Annotated in this window: 14 protein-coding genes; 10 read left to right on the top strand and 4 right to left on the bottom strand. The window is 73.8% G+C overall.

Annotated elements, in window-relative coordinates:
* Position 1: 1 nt before the first annotated feature.
* Positions 2-796, bottom strand: a complete 795-nt coding sequence (locus ACGFI9_RS08805; RefSeq protein ID WP_393176506.1) for a DUF6597 domain-containing transcriptional factor — start codon at positions 794-796, stop codon at positions 2-4.
* Between the two features lie 31 nt (positions 797-827).
* On the opposite strand from ACGFI9_RS08805, the gene ACGFI9_RS08800 reads away from it, so the two are divergent.
* The 6 genes from ACGFI9_RS08800 to ACGFI9_RS08775 all read left to right on the top strand — a co-directional run bounded on the left by ACGFI9_RS08800 (position 828) and on the right by ACGFI9_RS08775 (position 6,882).
* Positions 828-1,394 (top strand): TIGR03086 family metal-binding protein, encoded by a 567-nt coding sequence (locus tag ACGFI9_RS08800; protein WP_393176504.1) that lies wholly within the window; start codon positions 828-830, stop codon positions 1,392-1,394.
* Between the two features lie 91 nt (positions 1,395-1,485).
* Complete coding sequence (locus tag ACGFI9_RS08795) at positions 1,486-2,022, top strand: PadR family transcriptional regulator (RefSeq protein WP_393176502.1); 537 nt, start codon at positions 1,486-1,488, stop codon at positions 2,020-2,022.
* A complete protein-coding gene (locus ACGFI9_RS08790) occupies positions 2,019-2,720 on the top strand; it encodes an ABC transporter ATP-binding protein (RefSeq protein ID WP_393176500.1) in 702 nt (233 codons plus the stop codon). The genes ACGFI9_RS08795 and ACGFI9_RS08790 overlap by 4 nt, the downstream gene beginning before the upstream one ends.
* Positions 2,717-4,231, top strand: coding sequence for an FtsX-like permease family protein (locus ACGFI9_RS08785; RefSeq protein WP_393176498.1), 1,515 nt, complete (start codon positions 2,717-2,719; stop codon positions 4,229-4,231). Before ACGFI9_RS08790 ends, ACGFI9_RS08785 begins: the two co-directional genes overlap by 4 nt.
* A gap of 111 nt (positions 4,232-4,342) precedes the next feature.
* Positions 4,343-4,762 (top strand): hypothetical protein, encoded by a 420-nt coding sequence (locus ACGFI9_RS08780; protein ID WP_393176496.1) that lies wholly within the window; start codon positions 4,343-4,345, stop codon positions 4,760-4,762.
* Between the two features lie 2 nt (positions 4,763-4,764).
* Complete coding sequence (locus tag ACGFI9_RS08775; protein ID WP_393176494.1) at positions 4,765-6,882, top strand: bifunctional polysaccharide deacetylase/glycosyltransferase family 2 protein; 2,118 nt, start codon at positions 4,765-4,767, stop codon at positions 6,880-6,882.
* A gap of 4 nt (positions 6,883-6,886) precedes the next feature.
* Here ACGFI9_RS08775 and ACGFI9_RS08770 read toward each other — a convergent pair whose 3' ends face one another.
* Positions 6,887-7,066, bottom strand: a complete 180-nt coding sequence (locus ACGFI9_RS08770) for a hypothetical protein (RefSeq protein WP_393176492.1) — start codon at positions 7,064-7,066, stop codon at positions 6,887-6,889.
* Positions 7,067-7,208: 142 nt separating this feature from the next.
* Here ACGFI9_RS08770 and ACGFI9_RS08765 point away from each other — a divergent pair, with 142 nt between their 5' ends.
* Positions 7,209-8,150: a threonine/serine dehydratase gene (locus ACGFI9_RS08765; RefSeq protein WP_393176490.1), complete on the top strand. Its 942-nt coding sequence runs from the start codon at positions 7,209-7,211 to the stop codon at positions 8,148-8,150.
* Between the two features lie 52 nt (positions 8,151-8,202).
* On the opposite strand, the gene ACGFI9_RS08760 is transcribed toward ACGFI9_RS08765, so the two are convergent.
* On the bottom strand, positions 8,203-10,296 hold the full coding sequence (locus ACGFI9_RS08760) for a S9 family peptidase (RefSeq protein ID WP_393176681.1): 2,094 nt from the start codon (positions 10,294-10,296) through the stop codon (positions 8,203-8,205).
* A gap of 200 nt (positions 10,297-10,496) precedes the next feature.
* Here ACGFI9_RS08760 and ACGFI9_RS08755 point away from each other — a divergent pair, with 200 nt between their 5' ends.
* Positions 10,497-11,939: an FAD-binding oxidoreductase gene (locus ACGFI9_RS08755; protein ID WP_393176488.1), complete on the top strand. Its 1,443-nt coding sequence runs from the start codon at positions 10,497-10,499 to the stop codon at positions 11,937-11,939.
* 138 nt (positions 11,940-12,077) lie between these two features.
* On the opposite strand, the gene ACGFI9_RS08750 is transcribed toward ACGFI9_RS08755, so the two are convergent.
* On the bottom strand, positions 12,078-14,144 hold the full coding sequence (locus ACGFI9_RS08750) for a SpoIIE family protein phosphatase (RefSeq protein ID WP_393176486.1): 2,067 nt from the start codon (positions 14,142-14,144) through the stop codon (positions 12,078-12,080).
* A gap of 190 nt (positions 14,145-14,334) precedes the next feature.
* Here ACGFI9_RS08750 and ACGFI9_RS08745 point away from each other — a divergent pair, with 190 nt between their 5' ends.
* Positions 14,335-18,687: a HAMP domain-containing protein gene (locus tag ACGFI9_RS08745; RefSeq protein WP_393176484.1), complete on the top strand. Its 4,353-nt coding sequence runs from the start codon at positions 14,335-14,337 to the stop codon at positions 18,685-18,687.
* On the top strand, positions 18,684-19,241 hold the full coding sequence (locus ACGFI9_RS08740; RefSeq protein ID WP_393176482.1) for a two-component system response regulator: 558 nt from the start codon (positions 18,684-18,686) through the stop codon (positions 19,239-19,241). Before ACGFI9_RS08745 ends, ACGFI9_RS08740 begins: the two co-directional genes overlap by 4 nt.
* The last annotated feature ends 1 nt before the right edge of the window (position 19,242 follow it).

The following is a 19,242-nucleotide window of genomic DNA, read 5'->3' as shown; positions in this document are numbered from 1 at the left end:
GTCAGCCGCCGCGCGAGGTGGCCAGCGAGCGGGCGTACGCGGCGGGGGAGACCCCGGCGACCGCGGTGAACTCGCGGACCAGGTGCGCCTGGTCGGCGTACCCCAGGTCGGCGGCGACCCGCGACCAGTCGAGCGGCCCGGCGGCGGCCTGTTCGATCGCCTCCTGGAGCCGGTACCGCCGGATCACCCACTTCGGGCCGACCCCGACGTGGTCCAGGAAGAGGCGCTGGAGCCGCCGGGTGGAGACGCCGTGCCGGCGGGCGAAGTCGTCCACCCGGAGGATGCCCCGGTCGGCGCGGATCTCCTCGACCAGCGCGGTGGCCTCGGCGGCGAGCGGGTCCGGTTCCGGTCCCCAGGCGGTGAGCAGCTCGTCCACCCGGCGGCACCGGTCGTCGTCGGTGCCCGGGCAGACCGGCTCGGGGACGTCGAGCGGGCGGCGCCGGCCGGTTAGCTCGGACACCGGCCGACGCCAGAAGGGGCGGAAACCGCCGGGGCGGAACTGCACCCCGGTGACCCGGCCGACGCCGTGCAGGGTGACGCTGAACAGACCGGTGTCGACCCCGGCGATCTCGCCGGTCTCCGGGCCGCCCTGCTGCGCCTGGAACACCACGTTGACCGCCGGGTGCGGGACCACCCGCTGGTCGAAGGGCTCGGCCAGCGCCCAGTCGATCAGCCAGTAGTGCTCGACGTACGGGCGCAGCGCCGGGGCGGGCAGCCGGCGCCGGAACCGGACCTGCCGCAGCAGCCGGTCGGGGTCGAGGATCCCCCGGCTGTCCCGCCGCGGCTCGTGTCGCATTTCTTCAAGACCGCCCTCATACGCTGGCCCTATGACCACGAAGACTAGTGAGCTGCTGGCCGTCGCCGCGCCCCGGACGGTGGCGGTGGTCCGCGACATCTCCGACGACCAGTTCGACCTGCCCACCCCGTGCCCCGACTACACCGTCCGGGACCTCCTCCGGCACGTGTACGACGTGGTGGTCAACTTCCAGGCGTTGGCTCGGCGGCAGGAGGTGGACTGGTCGGCCAAGACCGACCACCTGACCGAGGGCTGGCGGGACCGCTTCGCGGCGGAGACCGTACGCCTGGTCGAGGCGTGGTCCGACCCGGCGGCGCTGGAGGGCGTCTCGGCCGGGATGGGGCTGCCCCAGGAGACCGTCGGCGAGATGGCCCTGATCGACCTCACCGTGCACGGTTGGGACCTGGCCCGGGCGACCGGCCAGCGGCTGGAGGTCGACCCGGCGGTGCTGGCGGCCGGGCACGGCTTCATGGACAAGATGGGTGATACCGGGCAGCGGATGGGAGCGTTCGGCGAGCCGGTCCCCACCGCCACAGGGGCCACCGACCTGGACCGGCTGCTCGGACGGACCGGCCGGGACCCCGGCTGGACCCCCTGACCCTGCATCCCTGACAACTGCGGCCCGCGCCGGCGCCCTGCCGCGCGGGCCACTCTTGACATCGCTATTCGCTGAGTGAATAGTGACCCGGGTGTCCACTTCGCACGTCCTGCTGGGGCTGCTCGCCTCCGGTGCCCGGCACGGGTACGAGCTGAAGCGTGCCCACGACGAGCGACTGCCCCGGGCCCGCCCGCTCGCCTTCGGGCAGGTCTACGCCACCCTCGCCCGGCTCCAGCGGGACGGCCTCGTGGTCCCCGCGGGGCAGGAGCGCGAGGGCGGCCCCGACCGCACGGCGTACGCGCTCACCGCGGAGGGGCGGGCCGCGCTCGACCGGTGGCTCGCCACCGTCGAACCGCCGATGCCGTACGTGGCCAGCACCCTCTTCGCCAAGGTGGTGGTCGCGCTGCTGGTGGCCGACGTCGACCGGGCCCGCGACTACCTGATCGCCCAGCGCCGGGCGCACACCGCGCGACTGCGCGAGCTGACCGCGTTGAAGACCGCCCCCTCGGCCACCCTCGACGACGTGATCGGGGCCGACTTCGCCATCGCCCATCTCGACGCCGACCTCCGGTGGCTGCACACCACCCTGGACCGGGTCGCCGACTGGCACCGGGAGGTGCACTCGTGACGTACCTGGGGGCGCGCGGCGTGGTCCGCGCGTACGGCCCGACCCCCGCCCTGCGCGGGGTGACGCTCGACGTGGCGGAGGGAGAGATCGTCGCCGTCACCGGGCCCAGCGGGTGTGGCAAGTCCACCCTGCTGCACTGCCTCGCCGGCATCCTGCGTCCCGACGCCGGGGAGGTCACCTGGCGGGGGGAGCGGATCGACCTGTGGTCGGAGGCGGCCCGGTCCCGGCTGCGACGCACCGAGTTCGGAGTGCTCTTCCAGTTCGGCCAGCTGGTCGCCGAGCTGACCGCGGCGGAGAACGTCGCCCTTCCGCTGCTGCTCGCCGGCACGGGGCGGCGAGCAGCACGGACGGCGGCGCTGACCTGGCTGGAGCGGCTGGGCGTGGCCGACGTCGCCGACGTCCGGCCGGGCGAGATGTCCGGCGGGCAGCAGCAGCGCTGCGCCACCGCCCGGGCCCTGGTCACCGAACCCCGGGTGCTCCTCGCCGACGAGCCCACCGGGGCGCTGGACACCCTCACCGGCGAGCAGGTGCTCACCCAGCTCGTCCGGCTCGCCCGGGAGCAGCGCACGACCGTCGTGCTGGTCACCCACGAGCCGCGGATCGCCGCGTACGCCGATCGCGAGGTGACCCTGCGCGACGGGGTGGTCGACCACTCGGGCCTCGGCCTCGACGCGCCGCTCCCCGGCGGCCACCGGTGAGGCCGGGCACGTTGTTCCGGCTGGCCCTGGCCGGCACGCGGACGGACGGCGCGCGGGTGGCGTTGACCGCGCTGAGCGCCGCCCTCGCCACCCTCTCCGGGCTGGCCGCGTTGACCGTGCTGGCCATCGTCAAGCCGCCGGGTGACGCCTGGACCGAGTCCACGCAGTACACCAACGCCCTGCTCCGCGAGCCGGGCCTGCGCCCGGGCGTCGCGCTCGCGCTGTTGCTGCTCATGGTCCCGGTGCTCGGGCTGGCCGGGCAGTGCGCCCGGCTCGGCGCGCCGGCCCGGGACCGGCGGCTCGCCGCGCTCCGGCTGGCCGGGGCGACGCCCGGTGAGGTCACCTGGATCGCCGTCGCGGAGACCGGGCTGGCCAGCCTGCTCGGCACCGGAACCGGCCTGGTCGTCTACCTGGTCGGCCGCCGGCTGCTGCACCGGCCCGACCCGGACGGGCGACTGCCGCTGCCCACCGACGTCCACCCCGCCCCGGCGGCGATCGTGGCGGTGGTGGTCGGGCTGCCGCTGGTGACCGCCGCCGTGAGCGCCCTGCTGCTGCGCCGGGTGACCACCACCCCGTTCGGCGTGGTCCGCCGGGTCCGTACCCGGGCCCCCTGGCCGTGGCCGGGCCTGCTGATCCTCCTCGGGCTCGCCATGTTCGCCGCCTTCCAGCCGGTGGGTCTCTGGTACGAGCGGCGGTACGGCGAACCACCGGTCTGGCTGCTGCCGACCCTGCTGATCGGCGGCAGCCTGGCCGCAATGGTCGGCGTGGTGGCCGGCACCGGCTGGATCTCCCACACCACCGGCCGGGTCCTGCACCGGTACGCCCGCCGCCCGGCCACGCTGCTGGCCGCGCGCCGGTTGACGGCCGACCCCTGGGCCGGCAGCCGCACCTTCGCCGCGCTGCTGGCGGCGCTCATCTTCGGCGCCGGGGCGGCCGGGTTCCGTGCCGGCTTCCTCGCCGACGCCGAGCTGCACCGGCGGGTCGGGGGCGGGTTCGCCGCCCCGGACGGGTTCTATCTGCGGGCACTCGGCCTGGTCGACCTCGCGGTCGGGGTGGCCGTGGCGATCGCCGCCGGTGGGCTGCTGGTCGCGGTGGTCGAGGGCGTCACCGCCCGGCGGCGGACGTACGCGGCGCTGGTGGCGAGCGGGGTGCCGCGCGGGACGATCGGTCGTTCCCTGCTCTGGCAGTCGCTCACCCCGGCGGTGCCCGCCATCGGCCTGGCGCTGACCGTCGGCTACCTGCTCGTCCGGGGCGTGTACCGGGCGCCGAGCGGCGGTGGCTATGCTGAGGAGGTTTGCGACGCGGGGCCGCGGCTCTGCGGCGACCCGCTCACCGGCGCCCAGTACACCCGCACCGAGTGGGTGCCGAAGGTGACCGTGACGCCGGACGTACCGTGGGAGCAGCTCGCCTGGTTCGGGGCCGGCGGGCTGGCCGCGGTGCTGCTGACGGTCGGGGCGGGCGCGCTCTTCCTGCGGGTGGGTACGACGGTCGAGGAGCTGCGGGCGACCTGATGTGACGCGATCGCCGGCCCGGACGCTGTTCGGACCGGGAGGTCCCACGGGTGGGCCTCCCGAGCCGGGTGCACCGGCTGGTGCAGAGCGGAACAGCGGGAGACCACGAGCATGCAGAACCAGCCCGGCGCCGCGCCGCCGGTGTTCGTCGACCGGACCGGACGGCGCCGCCGGCTCACCGTGATAGCCGGGACGGCGATGGGCGTCGGCCTGCTCACCAGTCTCGGCCTGATCCTCGCCGGGCTCTTCTTCGACTCCTCGGTGCCGATCCCCGGCTGGTCCGACACGAAGGTCCAGCCGCCGATCGAGGCCGGCGTCGACGCTCCCGGCCACCCCCAGGAACAGACCAGCCCCAGCCCTCGCCCCGCACCCGCGACCAGCACGACCGCACCCCTGCCGTCGTCGGCGCCCACCGCCACCCGCCCCACGTCCCGGACCACCTCGGCCCCGCAGCCCACCACCAGCGTGCCGGGCCAGGGCGACGAGCACCGCAGCTCCGTCAAGCCGAGCAGGACTCCGGGCAAGCCCTGACCATGGCGAGACACGTCGCCCGCCCCGACCCTCGGGCGCACTGGATCCTGCTCCTGCTGGGGCTGTTCGTGCTGCTCGGTGCGTTGAGCTTCCACGGACTGGTCACCCACGTCGGCGGCGGCTCCGGCCCGGCCGGCGGACCCGCCCCGGCCGCGTCCCCGCAGCTCACCGACGGCGGCCCGGTGCTGCGGCTGGACGGGCCGACGCCCGTCGCCCGGCGGCTGCCCGCGCGTACCGTGGCGCTGACCTTCGACGACGGGCCGGACCCGCGCTGGACCCCGCAGATCCTCGACGTGCTGCGCCGGCACCACGCGCACGCCACGTTCTTCGTGGTCGGCTCCCGGGTGAACGAGCATCCCGAGCTGGTCCGGCGGATCCTCGCCGAGGGGCATGAGCTGGGCTCGCACACCTTCACCCACGCCGACCTGGGCGGCGTGCCGGCCTGGCGGGCCGCGGCCGAGCTCTCGTGGACCCGGAACGCGATCGCCGGGGCGACCGGCCGCGAGGTGACGCTGCTCCGGCTTCCCTTCTCCTCGACCACGGCCTCGTTGACCGAACCGCAGTACCGGGCGCTGCGCGACGCCGCCGGCAGCGGCCACGTGGCGGTGCTCGCCGACCGGGACGCCAAGGACTGGGAGCGGCCCGGCGTACCGGCCATCGTCCGGGCGGCCACCCCGCAGGGCGGCGCCGGCGCGGTGGTGCTCATGCACGACGGCGGCGGGGACCGCAGCCAGACCGTCGCCGCGCTGGACCAGCTGCTGCCCCGGCTGAACCAGGCGGGATACCGGTTCACCACGGTGTCCGAGGGGATCGGCGCACCCGCGTCGATGCTCCCGGCCGGCGGCGGCGCCCGGCTGAGCGGGACCGCGCTGCGCTGGGCGCAGACCGGAGCCGGCTGGCTGACCTCGGCGATGAACCTGCTGCTCGGCGTGGCCCTGCTGCTCGGCGTGGCCCGGCTCGTGGTGCAGGTGGTCTGCGCCCAGGTACACGTCCGTCGCGTCCGCCGGCCACCACGCGGCCGGCCCGAGGTGACCGCGCCGGTCTCGGTGATCGTGCCGGCGTACAACGAGGCCGCGAACATCGCCGCGACCGTGCGGTCCCTGGTCGCCAGCGCGTACCCGGCGCTGGAGGTGATCGTGGTCGACGACGGTTCCAGCGACGGCACCGCCGACATCGTCGAGCGGATGGGGCTGCGCGGGGTACGGGTCATCCGGCAGGCCAACGCGGGCAAGCCGGCCGCGTTGAACACCGGCATCCGGGCCGCCCGCGCCGAGCTGCTGGTGCTGGTCGACGGGGACACCGTCTTCCAGCCGGACACGGTGTACCGGCTGGTCCAGGGCTTCGCGGACCGGACTGTCGGCGCGATCAGCGGCAACACCAAGGTGGCCAACCGGCGCCGGCTGCTCGGCCGCTGGCAGCACCTCGAGTACGTGATCGGCTTCAACCTCGACCGCCGGATGTACGACGTGCTCGAGTGCATGCCCACCATCCCCGGCGCGATCGGCGCGTTCCGCCGGGAGGTGCTGCTCGCCGTCGGGGGAGTCCCCGCCGACACCCTCGCCGAGGACACCGACCTGACCATGAAAGTGCTCCGGGCCGGCTGGCGCGTGGTGTACGAGGAGGGCGCGATCGCCTGGACCGAGGCGCCGTCGTCGCTGCGCCAGCTCTGGCGGCAGCGGTACCGCTGGTGCTACGGCACCATGCAGGCGATGTGGAAGCACCGGCACGCGTTGGGCGAGCCGGGTGCGGGCGGGAAGCTGGGCCGGCGGGGTCTGCCGTACCTGACCGTGTTCCAGATCGTGCTGCCGCTGACCGCGCCGGCCGTCGACGTCTTCGCGGTCTACGGGCTGCTCTTCATGCCCTGGTCCGACCTGCTGCTGGCCTGGTTGGGCCTGCTCCTGCTCCAGGGGTTCACCGCCGCGTACGCGCTGCGGCTGGACCGGGAACGGTACGGGCCGTTGTGGACCCTGCCGCTCCAGCAGCTCGTCTACCGGCAGGTGATGTACCTGGTGGTGGTGCAGTCGGTGGTCACCGCGGTGGTCGGCAACCGGCTGCGCTGGCAGCGGATGGCCCGTACCGGGGAGGCGGCCGCCCTGGTCGGCGCCGGCCCCGTGCGCTGACGCGTCAGCGGCCGAAGAGGCCGGCGGACCAGGACAGGCCGAGACCGAGGACGGCCGAGCAGCAGCAGACCAGCAGGGCGGCGGCGACCACGGCGAGGATCAACCAGGTCGGCCCGCGCCGGGCCGCCCCTGCCTCCGCTTCCGCCGCGTCCGCGCCCGTCGCCGCCCGGTCCTCCTCACTCATCGGGCGGAGTCTAGGGCCGGCCGCGCAGGATCGCGCTCAATCATGGATGGAGTCGCCTCCCGCGCACGACGAGGAGGCTACTTCCAGGATCGAGCGCGATCATGGGGCGGCGGACCGGGTCGGGGCGGGGCAGGATGGGGCGATGGAGTTGGTCTCGATCGCCGACATCCGGATCGCCGCCGACGACATCGCCGGGACGGTGGTGCGTACCCCGTTGCTGCCGACCCTCTGGGACGACGAGCTGTGGCTCAAGCCGGAGAGCCTGCAACCGGTGGGGTCGTTCAAGCTGCGCGGGGCGACCCACGCGGTGGCCCGGCTCGACCCGGCCGCCCGGTCCCGGGGCGTGGTGACCCACTCCTCGGGCAACCACGGACAGGCCCTCGCGTATGCGGCCCGGGCCTTCGGCGTGCCCTGCACGGTGGTCGTCCCCGAGGGCGCGCCGCAGGTGAAGGTGGACCGGATGGGGGCGCTCGGCGCCGACGTACGGCTCGTGCCGCCGGCCCGCCGGCTGGTCGAGGCGGAGCGGATCGTGGCCGCCACCGGGGCCGCGCTGGTGCCGCCCTTCGACCACCCGCGGATCATCGCCGGGCAGGGCACCGTCGGGCTGGAGATCGTCGCCGACCTGCCCGAGGTGGACGTGGTGCTGGTGCCGGTGGGCGGCGGCGGGCTCTCCTCGGGCGTGGCCACGGCGGTGCGGGCGCTGCGCCCGTCGGCCGCCGTGATCGGGGTCGAGCCGGAGTTGGCCGCCGACGCCCGGGAGTCGCTCGCCGCCGGCGAGGTGGTGGTCTGGGACGTCGAGCGGAGCTACCGCACCAGCGCGGACGGGCTGCGCACGAACCTCTCCGAGCTGACCCTGGCCCACCTGCGGGACCGGCTCGACCGCATCGTCACGGTCACCGAGGAGGAGATCGCCGCGGCCCTGGGGCGGCTGGTCCGCGAGGCCCGGCTGGTGGTAGAGCCGAGCGGCGCGGTGGCGCTGGCGGCCCGGCTGTTCCACCGCGACGAGCTGCCGGCCGGCCGCACGGTCGCCGTGGTCACCGGCGGCAACGTCGACCCGGCGGTGCTGGCGTCGGCGCTCGGCTGAGGACGGGCCGCCGGGTGCGGAGGGGCCGGCGTGGCCCCTCCGCCCGTGCCGTTCAGGCACGGCCGAGGCGGTCCAGGATCCAGGCGTTGATGAACGCCTCCTCGCGCCAGGCGTCGTACCGGCCGCTGGGGCCGCCGTGCCCGGCGCCCATCTCGGTCTTGAGCAGGTAGTCGCCCTGCGGCGCGACGGCGCGCAGCCGGGCGACCCACTTGGCCGGCTCGTGGTAGAGCACCCGGGTGTCGTTGAGGCTGGTCACCGCGAGGATCGCCGGGTAGTCCACCTCGGCCACGTTCTCGTACGGGGTGTACGACTTCATGTACGCGTACACCTCGGGGTCGTCGAGGGGGTTGCCCCACTCCTCCCACTCGGTGACGGTGAGCGGCAGGGACGGGTCGAGGATCGAGGTGAGCGCGTCCACGAAGGGCACCTGCGCGACGATCCCGGCGAACGCGTCCGGCGCGAGGTTGGCCACCGCCCCCATCAGCAGGCCGCCGGCCGAGGCGCCCCGGGCGACCAGCCGGTCGCTCCCGGTCCAGCCCGCCTTGACCAGGTGCCGGGCGCAGGCCACGAAGTCGGTGAAGGTGTTCTTCTTGGCCAGCAGCTTGCCCTGGTCGTACCAGCGGCGGCCCAGCTCACCGCCGCCGCGGATGTGCGCCACGGCGAAGATGACGCCCCGGTCGAGCAGGCTGAGCCGGGCGATGGAGAACCACGGGTCCATGCTCGCCTCGTACGAGCCGTAGCCGTAGATGACGCAGGGGGCGGACCCGTCGCGCGGCGTGCCCGTGCGGCAGACCAGCGAGATCGGCACCCGGGTGCCGTCGTCGGCGAGCGCCCAGTCCCGGTGCTGCTCGTAGTCGGCCGGGTCGTACGCCCGCCCGTCCGGCCCGGGGCGCACCGGCTTCTGCCGGCGCAGCACCAGCTGCCGGCTGACGAGGTCGTAGTCGTAGACCGAGTCCGGGGTGACCAGCGAGGTGTAGCGCAGCCGCACCTCGCTGGTGCGGTACTCCGGGTTGGCGTCCAGCCCGACGCTGTAGAGCGGCTCCGGGAAGTCGATGTCGTACGGGTCGCCGCCGCCGATCGGCAGCACCCGCAGCCCGGTCAGCCCGTTGCTGCGCAGCGACACGACCAGGTGGTTCTCGAACGCGTCGACGGCCTCCAGCCGGGTGCCGGGGGTGTGCGGGATGAGCGGGGTCCAGTCGCCCGGCGCGTCCGCCGAGGTGTACGCCAGCGCGAAGTCCTCCGCGCCGTCGTTGTGCAGGATCAGGAAGCGGTGCCCGTGGTGCTCCACCGCGTACTCGACGCCCTGCCGGCGTGGCGCGATGATCGCCGGCTCGCCGGTCGGGTTGGCGGCCGGGACCACCCGTACCTCGCTGGTGATCTTGCTGTGGATGTCGATGACCACGAACCGCTCGGACCGGGTCAGCTCGACGCCCACCCAGAACCGCTCGTCGTCCTCCTGGTGGACCACCACGTCCTCACTCGACGGGGTGCCCACGGCGTGCCGCCAGACCCGGTACGGCCGCCACGCGTCGTCGACGGTCACGTAGAAGAGGATCGAGGCGTCGGCGGACCAGGCGGTGCCGTAGAAGGTGCCGGGGATCTCGTCGGCCAGCACCTCGCCGGTGCTCAGGTCCTTGATCCGCAGGGTGAACCGCTCGTCGCCGGAGAAGTCCGTCGAGTAGGCCAGCCAGCGGCCGTCGGGGCTGACGTCGAACGCCCCGAGCGCGAAGAAGTCGTGCCCCTCGGCGAGCAGGTTGCCGTCGAGCAGCACCTCCTCGCCGTCGAGCGGGGCGCCGTCCGCGCTGACCGGGGGCGCGATCTCACCGTCGCGGACGGCCCGGCGGCACTGGACGCCGTACTGCTGCCCCTCGACGGTGCGGGTGTAGTACCAGTACCCGTCCTTGCGGCTGGGCACCGACAGGTCGGTCTCCTGGGTGCGCCGGCGGGTCTCCTCGAACAGGGTCGCGCGCAACTGCTCCAGGTGCGCGGTGCGTGCCTCGGTGTACGCGTTCTCCGCCGTCAGGTAGGCGATCGTCTCCGGGTCGTCCTTGGCCGCCAGCCAGGCGTACTCGTCGACGACGGTGTCGCCGTGGTGGGTGCGCTCGCTCGGGACGCGCTTGGCGACGGGCACGGGCGACGGCTCCAGGTCGCGGCGCGGCGACAGACGCGCCGAGCTGGAGTTGTCGGGGGTCTCGGTGGTCACGGCGTCACGTTACCGGCCGGCGGGCCCGCCGTCGGCGGCTCCAGGTCACGGCGGGGCGCCGGACGCGCCGCGCCGGAGATGTCGCCGGGGCGGGTTCCGGCAACACGCCACCAGCTCTTTCGAACATGTGTACGATGACCGCCATGGCGGCTGCAGCGAGTTCCACCAACCGACCCGGAGCCCTCGAGATAACCCGACGACTGGCGGAGATCTGCGGCCCGCCGTTCGCCCGGTTCGCGGGCGCGGCCGACGAGGTGGCCGGCCGGACGGCGCGCTGGGTGGCGGTGCCGGGTGGTCCGCGCGCCGCCGCCGAGGTGCTGCGGCTGGCCGCCGCGCACGACCTCACCGTGGTGCCGCGCGGCGCCGGCACCAAGATCGACTGGGGTGCCGCCCCGGAACAGGTCGACATCATGCTCGACACCGGCCGGCTCGCCGGGGTCTGGCACGAGCCGCAGGGCTCGACGCTGGCCGAGGTAGGGGCGGGTACGCCGTTGCGCGCGGTGCAGGCGGCGCTGGAGCGCGCCGGCCGGCGACTGCCGATCGACGCGCCCTCACCGGGGGCGACCCTGGGCGGGGTGCTCGCCGCCGACGAGGCCGGCCCGCTCCGGCACCGGCACGGGACCCCGTGCGCCCAGCTCGTCGGGGTGCGCTACCTGGACGCCGAGGGCGAGCTGGTCAGCCTGGGGGAGGCCGGCACCGCGCTGCTCGGCAGGGCGGCGCCGACCGGGGTCGACGCGGCGCACCGGGGCGCGGCGGCGATCTTCGGCCGGAGCGACCTGCCGGGGCTGGACGTGGCGCGGCTGCTCTGCGGCTCGCAGGGCGGCCTCGGGGTGCTGGTCTCGGCGACCATGCGGGTGCAGGCGACGCCGGCCGGCCGGGTCTGGGTGTCCCGCCCGGTGTGGACCCCGCTGGAGGTGCACGACCTGGTCCGGGCGGTGCTCGCCGCCGGGCTGGACCCGGCGGCCGTCGAGCTGGACCTGCCGGTGCCGGTGCCGCTCCCGCGGCGGCGGGTCCACCCGTCGCACCCGTCCGTGGTCGGGCGTCCGGACCATCCGGCGGTGACCGGGCGGTCGACCCGGCCGGCCGCCGCGGGCAGCCTGGTGGTGCTGCTGGAGGGCGGGCCGGCGCACGTCGCGGAGCGGGCGGAGCGGCTGGTCGAGGTGCTCGGCGACGAGGCGGTGATCAGCCACTCCGCGCCCGAGTGGTGGGGGCGCTACCCGTTCGCCCCCGGGGACACCGCGCTGCGGCTCGAGGTGCCCATCAACGACCTGCACGCGGCGGTCTACGCGCTGCGCGACGCGGCCGGCGGCCCGGTGCCGGTCCGGGGCTCCGCCGGGGTCGGCACAGTGCACGCCGCGCTGCCGGGCTCGCTGCCCCCGGAGCGGGTGGACGCGATCCTGGCCGCCGTCCGCAGCGTGCTCCTGGCCCGGCAGGGCCGCTGCGTGGTGGTCTCCGCGCCCACCCCGGTCCGCCGGGCGGTCGACCTGTGGGGCGAGCTGCCCACCCTGACCCGCCTCCGCACCGCCAAGGCCCACCTCGACCCCCACCACCGCCTGGCCCCCGGCCGCCTCCCCGGCGGCCTCTGACCCCCTCACCACCGCCCACCCCCGCCCTGGCCCTGTTGATCAAGGAGTTTGGGTCGGGAACGAACCCGAGGCCGACGCAAACCCCTTGATCAACAGCGTGGGGTGCGCGCCGGGGCCGGCCCGGGGGGCCGGTGGGGGTCAGAGGGAGTCGTTGCGGAGGACGAGGACGGCGATGTCGTCGCGCGGGGGTTCGACCGAGAAGCCGATCGCGGTGGCGCGGAGCCGGGCGGCGACCACGTCGGCGGAGTAGCCGGCGAGCGGGGCCGCCGACTCGCGCAGCCGATCGGTGCCGAAGAGTTCCCGACCGCGCCGCCGCTCGGTGACCCCGTCGGTGTAGAAGATCAGCGCGTCGCCGGGCCCGAGCGGGATCTCCGCGGTGGGCGTGGCGATCGAGTCGAGCAGGCCGAGCGCGGTGCCGCCCCGGCCGACGAAGGCGGTCCCGCCACCGCCGCGCAGCAGCACCGGGCGGTCGTGTCCGGCGAGGTGCAGCGAGACATCGAGCTGCCGGTCCTCGCCCGGCCCGACCGCCGCCAGCGCGAGCGTGCAGTACCGGCCGCCACCCCGGTCGACCAGCGTCTCGTTCAGCCGGACCAGCACCTCCGGCAGCGGCTTGCCGTCGCCGACCAGCACCCGGATCACGTCCCGCACCAGGCCGGTCACCGCCGCCGCCTGCACGCCCTTGCCGGAGACGTCCCCGACGACCACGAGCCAGCGGCCGTCCGGCAGCGGCACCACGTCGTAGAAGTCGCCGCCGACCTCGGCCTCGTCGCCGGTGGGGACGTACTCGGCGGCGAAGCCGATGCCCTCGACCACCGGGAGCACCGGCGGCAGCAGCGACTTCTGGAGGGTCTGGGCGACCCGGCGCCGCTCGGCGTGGATCCGGGCGTTCTCGATCGCCAGGGCGGCCCGCCGGGCCACGTCCTCCAGCACCGAGACCTCGTCCGGGTCGTGCCGGTGCCGCTGGTGACGGCCGACGGCCAGGGTGCCGAGCCGCTGCCCGCGCGCGATCAGCGGTACGGCGAAGCCCTCCATCGGCCCGCTCAGCGGCACCTGCGCCGCGCTCCGGGACGCCTCCCGCAGCCGCGCCTGGATCGAGTCCGGCCCGGTCTCCTGGAGCACCCGGTGCAGCTGCGGCAGCATCGCCTCGTCCGCGTGGCTGGACGCGGCCAGGCGCAGCCGACCCCACTCGTCGGTGGTGTGCACCGCGCACCACTGGCCGAGCCGGGGCACCACCAGCTGCGGGATGAGCGCCATGGTCAGCTCGACGTCGAGGGACTGGGCGAGCAGCTCGCTCGCCTCGGCGAGGAAGGTCAGCCAGGTCGACCGGCGGATGTCCGCCCGCCGCAGCCGGTCGTTCTCCAGGTGCAGCGAGAGCCGCTCGGCGGCCAGTACGGCCAGCGGCCGGGCGTACGCCGAGGGGGCCGCGTCCAGCTCCAGCTCACCCGCGTACGGGCGGTGCACGGCGAGCGGGACGCGGAGCAGGTCGTTGCCCTCCCGCGGCTGCCGGCCGAAGCGGGCGAGCGCCTGCATGCCCTGCCCGTCGCCCCGGTCCAGCCGGACCACCCCGCCGGCCGCGCCCACCATCTCGGCGAGCCGGGCCAGCAGGTCGGTGGCGAACTCCGGCAGCGGGTCGTCGGCGTACGGATCGGGGGTGGTCTGCATCAGCTCGCTCATCGCGGCGGCGCTCGGCGTGCTCCCCCCGACCTCCGCCGGGAGGGCCGCCGTGCGGGACTCGGCCGCGGTCGCCCGGGTGGGCGGCACCACGTCGGGGCGGTCCAGCCGGAACCACACGCCCTTCCCGGTGGGCAGGTACGTGGTGCCCCACCGGCTGGCGAAGTGGTCGACCAGCAGCAGCCCCCGCCCGCGCTCGGCCACCTCGGTGATCTCCGAGGCGTCGTTGCGGACGCCGACCACGAGCTCCTCGACCGGGCCGGAGGCGAAGTCGGTGACGGTGACGGTCAGTCCCGTTCCGTCCGCCGCGACCTCGATGTCCAGTTCCGTCCGGGCGTGCTCGACGGCGTTGGTGGCGAGTTCGGTGGTGAGCAGGAGTGCCTCGTTGGCCAGTTCGTCCAGGTCCGCCTCGGCGAGCACGGACCGCACCAGCGCGCGAGCCGCGGCGGGCGTACGCCGGTCGGCGGGAAGCCGGACACGCCGGACATGCTCGTCCGAGCCGCCGTCCATCGCCGGCTCCGCCTCCGCTGACACCTCCGTATCCTCCACCGCCGCCACCCCGGGTGCCAAGCGCTCCCCCGATCGCGCCGGGTAACCGGGACCGGGGCCGACGCGTGGGCGTGGCGGGCGTGCGCAGGCCGTGGCCTCGACGCGGACGCGGGCAGAATGATGGGATGGCGGCGGGTCGCACGAGCCGGTTGGCCCTCGAGCTGAGCGAGGAACGATGACCACGGCGAAACAGTCCGTAGCCGGGGACGAGCACGAGGTGCTCCTCGGCGAGCTGGTGGAGGCGCTGCGGCGGGTACGCCGTGGCGACCTGCGGGTTCGGCTGCCCCGACGGGCCGGCCTGGCCGGCGAGGTGGCCGACGCCTTCAACGACGTGGTGTCGCTCCAGGAGCGACAGCACCTGGACCTGCGGCGGATCAGCCGGGTCGTCGGCCGGGACGGCCGGCTCACCGAGCGCCTCGACGACGAGGGCCTGGACGGCTCGTGGGCGGAGGGGCAGCGGGCGGTCAACTCCCTGATCGACGACCTGGGCCGGCCGACCACCGAGATCGCCCGGGTGATCGTGGCGGTGGCCGACGGCGACCTGTCCCAGCACATGGCGCTGGAGATCGACGGCCGCCCGCTGCGCGGTGAGTACCTGCGGATCGGCCGCACGGTCAACACCATGGTCGACCAGCTCTCCTCCTTCTCCAACGAGGTGACCCGGGTGGCCCGGGAGGTGGGCACCGAGGGCAAGCTGGGCGGCCAGGCCGACGTACGCGGGGTCGCCGGCACCTGGAAGGACCTCACCGACTCGGTGAACACCATGGCGTCGAACCTCACCGGCCAGGTGCGGTCGATCTCCCAGGTGGCGACCGCGGTGGCCAAGGGTGACCTGTCGCAGAAGATCACGGTCGGGGCGCGCGGCGAGGTCGCCGAACTGGCCGACACGATGAACTCGCTCACCGATACCCTGCGGCTCTTCGCCGAGCAGGTGACCCGGGTGGCCCGGGAGGTGGGCACCGAGGGCAAGCTCGGCGGCCAGGCCGAGGTGCCGAACGTCGCGGGCACCTGGAAGGACCTGACCGACAGCGTCAACTCGATGGCGTCGAACCTGACCAGCCAGGTGCGGAACATCGCCCAGGTCTCCACCGCGGTCGCCCGGGGCGACCTCTCGCAGAAGATCACCGTGGCGGCCCAGGGAGAGATCCTGGAGCTCAAGGACACCGTGAACACGATGGTGGATCAGCTGTCGTCGTTCGCGGACGAGGTGACCCGGGTGGCCCGGGAGGTGGGCATCGAGGGCAAGCTGGGCGGTCAGGCCCAGGTACGCGGCGTCTCCGGCACCTGGCGGGACCTGACCGAGAACGTGAACCAGCTCGCCGGCAACCTGACCAGCCAGGTCCGCAACATCTCGCAGGTCTCCACGGCGGTGGCGAAGGGTGACCTGTCGCAGAAGATCACGGTGGACGCGCAGGGCGAGATCCTGGAGCTGAAGAACACCGTGAACACGATGGTGGATCAGCTGTCGTCGTTCGCGGACGAGGTGACCCGGGTGGCCCGTGAGGTGGGTACCGAGGGCAAGCTGGGTGGTCAGGCGCAGGTGAAGGGGGTCTCCGGGACCTGGCGGGACCTCACGGACAACGTGAACTCGATGGCGTCGAACCTGACGTCCCAGGTGCGGAACATCGCCTCGGTCACCACCGCGGTGGCGAAGGGTGACCTGTCGCAGAAGATCACCGTGGACGCTCGGGGCGAGATCCTGGAGCTGAAGTCCACGGTCAACACGATGGTGGATCAGCTGTCGTCGTTCGCGGACGAGGTGACCCGGGTGGCCCGCGAGGTGGGCACCGAGGGCAAGCTCGGCGGTCAGGCCCAGGTACGCGGCGTCGCCGGCACCTGGCGGGACCTGACCGACAACGTGAACTCGATGGCGTCGAACCTGACCAGTCAGGTGCGGAACATCGCCCAGGTCTCCACGGCGGTGGCGAAGGGTGACCTGTCGCAGAAGATCACGGTGGACGCGCAGGGCGAGATCCTGGAGCTGAAGAACACCGTGAACACGATGGTGGATCAGCTGTCGTCGTTCGCGGACGAGGTGACCCGGGTGGCCCGTGAGGTGGGTACCGAGGGCAAGCTGGGTGGTCAGGCGCAGGTGAAGGGGGTCTCCGGGACCTGGCGGGACCTCACGGACAACGTGAACTCGATGGCGTCGAACCTGACGTCCCAGGTGCGGAACATCGCCTCGGTCACCACCGCGGTGGCGAAGGGTGACCTGAGCCAGAAGATCACCGTCGACGCGCAGGGCGAGATCCTGGAGCTGAAGAACACCGTGAACACGATGGTGGATCAGCTGTCGTCGTTCGCGGACGAGGTGACCCGGGTGGCCCGCGAGGTGGGCACCGAGGGCAAGCTCGGCGGTCAGGCGCAGGTGAAGGGGGTCTCCGGGACCTGGCGGGACCTCACCGAGAACGTCAACCAGCTCGCCTCGACCCTCACCACCCAGCTCCGGGCCATCGCCCAGGTCTCCACCTCGGTGACCCGGGGCGACCTGACCCAGCGGATCGCGGTCAAGGCGCAGGGCGAGGTCGCCGAGCTGAAGGACAACATCAACCAGATGATCGTCACCCTCCGGGAGACGACCAAGAAGAACGCCGAGCAGGGCTGGTTGGACTCCAACCTGGCCCGGATCGGCGGTCTGCTCCAGGGTCAGCGGGACCTCGGCGAGGTCTGCCGCATGATCATGATGGAGGTGACCCCGCTGGTCGACGCGCAGCTCGGCGCGTTCTTCCTGGTGGACAGCTCCGAGGGGAGCATGCGGCTGCGGCTGACCGCCTCCTACGGGTACGTGGCGCGCGGGCACGACGTGACGTTCGGCCCCGGCGAGGGGCTGGTCGGGCAGGCCGCCCTCTCCCGGCGGACCATCCGGGTCAACACCCAGCCGGACGGTCGCCTGGTGCTGCGTTCCGGCCTGGCCGAGACGCCCCCCGCCGACCTGGTGGTGCTGCCGGTGCTCTTCGAGGGCGAGCTGCTCGGGGTGATCGAGTTCGCCGGGGTGACCACCTTCTCCGAGCTGCACCTGTCGTTCCTCGAGCGGCTGGTCACCACGATCGGCATCGCGGTCAACACCATCCAGGCCAACCGGCGTACGGAGGAGCTGCTGGCCCAGTCGCAGCGGCTGGCGCACGAGCTCCAGGAGCAGTCGGCGGAGCTCCAGCGCACCAACGCCGAGCTGGAGGACAAGGCCCGGCTGCTGTCGGAGCAGAAGGCGAACATCGAGACGCAGAACCGGGAGATCGAGCTGGCCCGGCTCGGCCTGGAGGACAAGGCGCAGCAGCTCACCCGGGCGTCGGCGTACAAGTCGGAGTTCCTGGCGAACATGAGCCACGAGCTGCGTACGCCGCTGAACTCGCTGCTGCTGCTGGCCCGGCTGCTCGCCGAGAACCCGGAGCAGAACCTGACCCCGAAGCAGATCGAGTTCGCCCGGACGATCCACAGCGCCGGCTCCGACCTGCTCTCGCTGATCGACGACATCCTCGACTTGTCCAAGATCGAGGCGGGCCGGATGGACGTGGAGCCGACCGAGATCCGCTTCTCCGAGATCCGCGGGTACGTCGAGCAGGCGTTCGCCCCGCAGGCCGAGGAGAAGGGCCTCGACTTCCAGGTCCGGGTCAGCAAGGACCTGCCGCCGTCCCTGGTCACCGACGCCCAGCGGTTGCAGCAGATCCTGCGCAACCTGCTCTCCAACGCGGTCAAGTTCACCGACCACGGCGCGGTGACGCTGCGGATCGCCCCGGCGGCCGAGAACGCGGTCTTCGACGTGCCGGCGCTGACCAACGCCCGACGGGTGATCGCGTTCACCGTGATCGACACCGGCATCGGCATCTCGGACGACAAGCTGTCGCTGATCTTCGAGGCGTTCCAGCAGGCCGACGGCACGACCAGCCGGCGGTACGGCGGCACCGGGCTGGGCCTGTCGATCAGCCGGGACCTGGCCCGGCTGCTCGGCGGCACGATCACCGTGTCGTCGGCGCCCGGGCAGGGGTCGACCTTCACCCTCTTCGTACCGGACGTGCTGGCACCGGACGCGGTGGTCGCGCCGGCGCCGCCCTCGCCGCAGCGGGCGGGCCTGCCGTCGTCCCTGCTGATGCCGATGGAGCTGCCCCAGCCGGCCGAGACCCCGGCGACCCGGCGGCTGGAGGGCGTGACCGTGCTGATCGTCGACGACGACGTCCGGAACGTGTTTGCGCTGACCTCTGCGTTGGAACTTCATGGGATGACCGTGTTGTACTCGGACAACGGGGCGGACGGCGTCCGCCAACTGGCCGAGCATCCGGAGGTGGACATCGTGCTGATGGACGCGATGATGCCGGACCAGGACGGGTACGAGACGACGCGGCAGATCCGCCGGAACCACCGCTTCGCGGACCTGCCCATCGTCTTCCTGACGGCGAAGGCGATGCCCGGTGACCGGGAGTCGGCGATCGCGGCCGGGGGCAGCGACTACATCACCAAGCCGGTGGACCTGGACGAGCTGATCGAGATGATGGCGTCCTGGATCGGCCGGAGCCGAGGCGAGGAGACCCCGTGACCCAGATGGCCAAGGCGCTGCTGGTGGACGACCGGCGGGAGAACCTGATGGCCCTGGAGGCGATCCTCCAGGGGCTTCCGGTGCAGTCGGTCGCCGTGGAGAGCGGCGAGGCGGCGCTGAAGCAGCTCCTGGTCGACGACTTCGCGGTCATCCTGCTGGACGCCCAGATGCCCGACATGGACGGCTTCGAGACCGCCACCCACATCAAGCGGCGGGAGCGCACCCGGCACGTCCCCATCATCTTCCTCACCGCGGCGGACAAGGACGCCCAGCTCGCCCTGCGCGGCTACGCGGTCGGCGCGGTCGACTACCTGACCAAGCCGTTCGACCCGTGGGTGCTGCGGGCCAAGGTGTCGGTCTTCGTGGAGTTGTGGGTGAAGACCCGGCAGCTCGCCGCCCAGTCGGACCTGGTCCGGGAGCGGGACTCGCAGTGGCGGGTGCTCACCGACGCGGTCGACGAGGCGACGGCCCTGCTGCGCGCGGACGACGGCCCGGACGCCAGGGAGCGGGCGGTGGACCTCCTGGAGCAGGCCCGCTGGGGCAGCACCCGCTGAG

This window comes from Micromonospora sp. NPDC048930 (assembly GCF_043197935.1).
Taxonomy (GTDB): Bacteria; Actinomycetota; Actinomycetes; order Mycobacteriales; family Micromonosporaceae; genus Micromonospora.
The sequence above is the reverse complement of the archived record's forward strand: the minus strand, read 5'-3'. Positions and strand labels throughout refer to the sequence as shown.

Bases quoted from the DNA above. Each gene is read 5' to 3' on its own strand.
- ACGFI9_RS08805 (WP_393176506.1), bottom strand. From the start codon at position 796: ATGCGACACGAGCCGCGGCGGGACAGCCGGGGGATCCTCGACCCCGAC.
- ACGFI9_RS08770 (WP_393176492.1), bottom strand. From the start codon at position 7,066: ATGAGTGAGGAGGACCGGGCGGCGACGGGCGCGGACGCGGCGGAAGCG.
- ACGFI9_RS08755 (WP_393176488.1), top strand. From the start codon at position 10,497: ATGGCGGCTGCAGCGAGTTCCACCAACCGACCCGGAGCCCTCGAGATA.
- ACGFI9_RS08780 (WP_393176496.1), top strand. From the start codon at position 4,343: ATGCAGAACCAGCCCGGCGCCGCGCCGCCGGTGTTCGTCGACCGGACC.
- ACGFI9_RS08775 (WP_393176494.1), top strand. From the start codon at position 4,765: ATGGCGAGACACGTCGCCCGCCCCGACCCTCGGGCGCACTGGATCCTG.
- ACGFI9_RS08800 (WP_393176504.1), top strand. From the start codon at position 828: ATGACCACGAAGACTAGTGAGCTGCTGGCCGTCGCCGCGCCCCGGACG.
- ACGFI9_RS08745 (WP_393176484.1), top strand. From the start codon at position 14,335: ATGACCACGGCGAAACAGTCCGTAGCCGGGGACGAGCACGAGGTGCTC.
- ACGFI9_RS08765 (WP_393176490.1), top strand. From the start codon at position 7,209: ATGGAGTTGGTCTCGATCGCCGACATCCGGATCGCCGCCGACGACATC.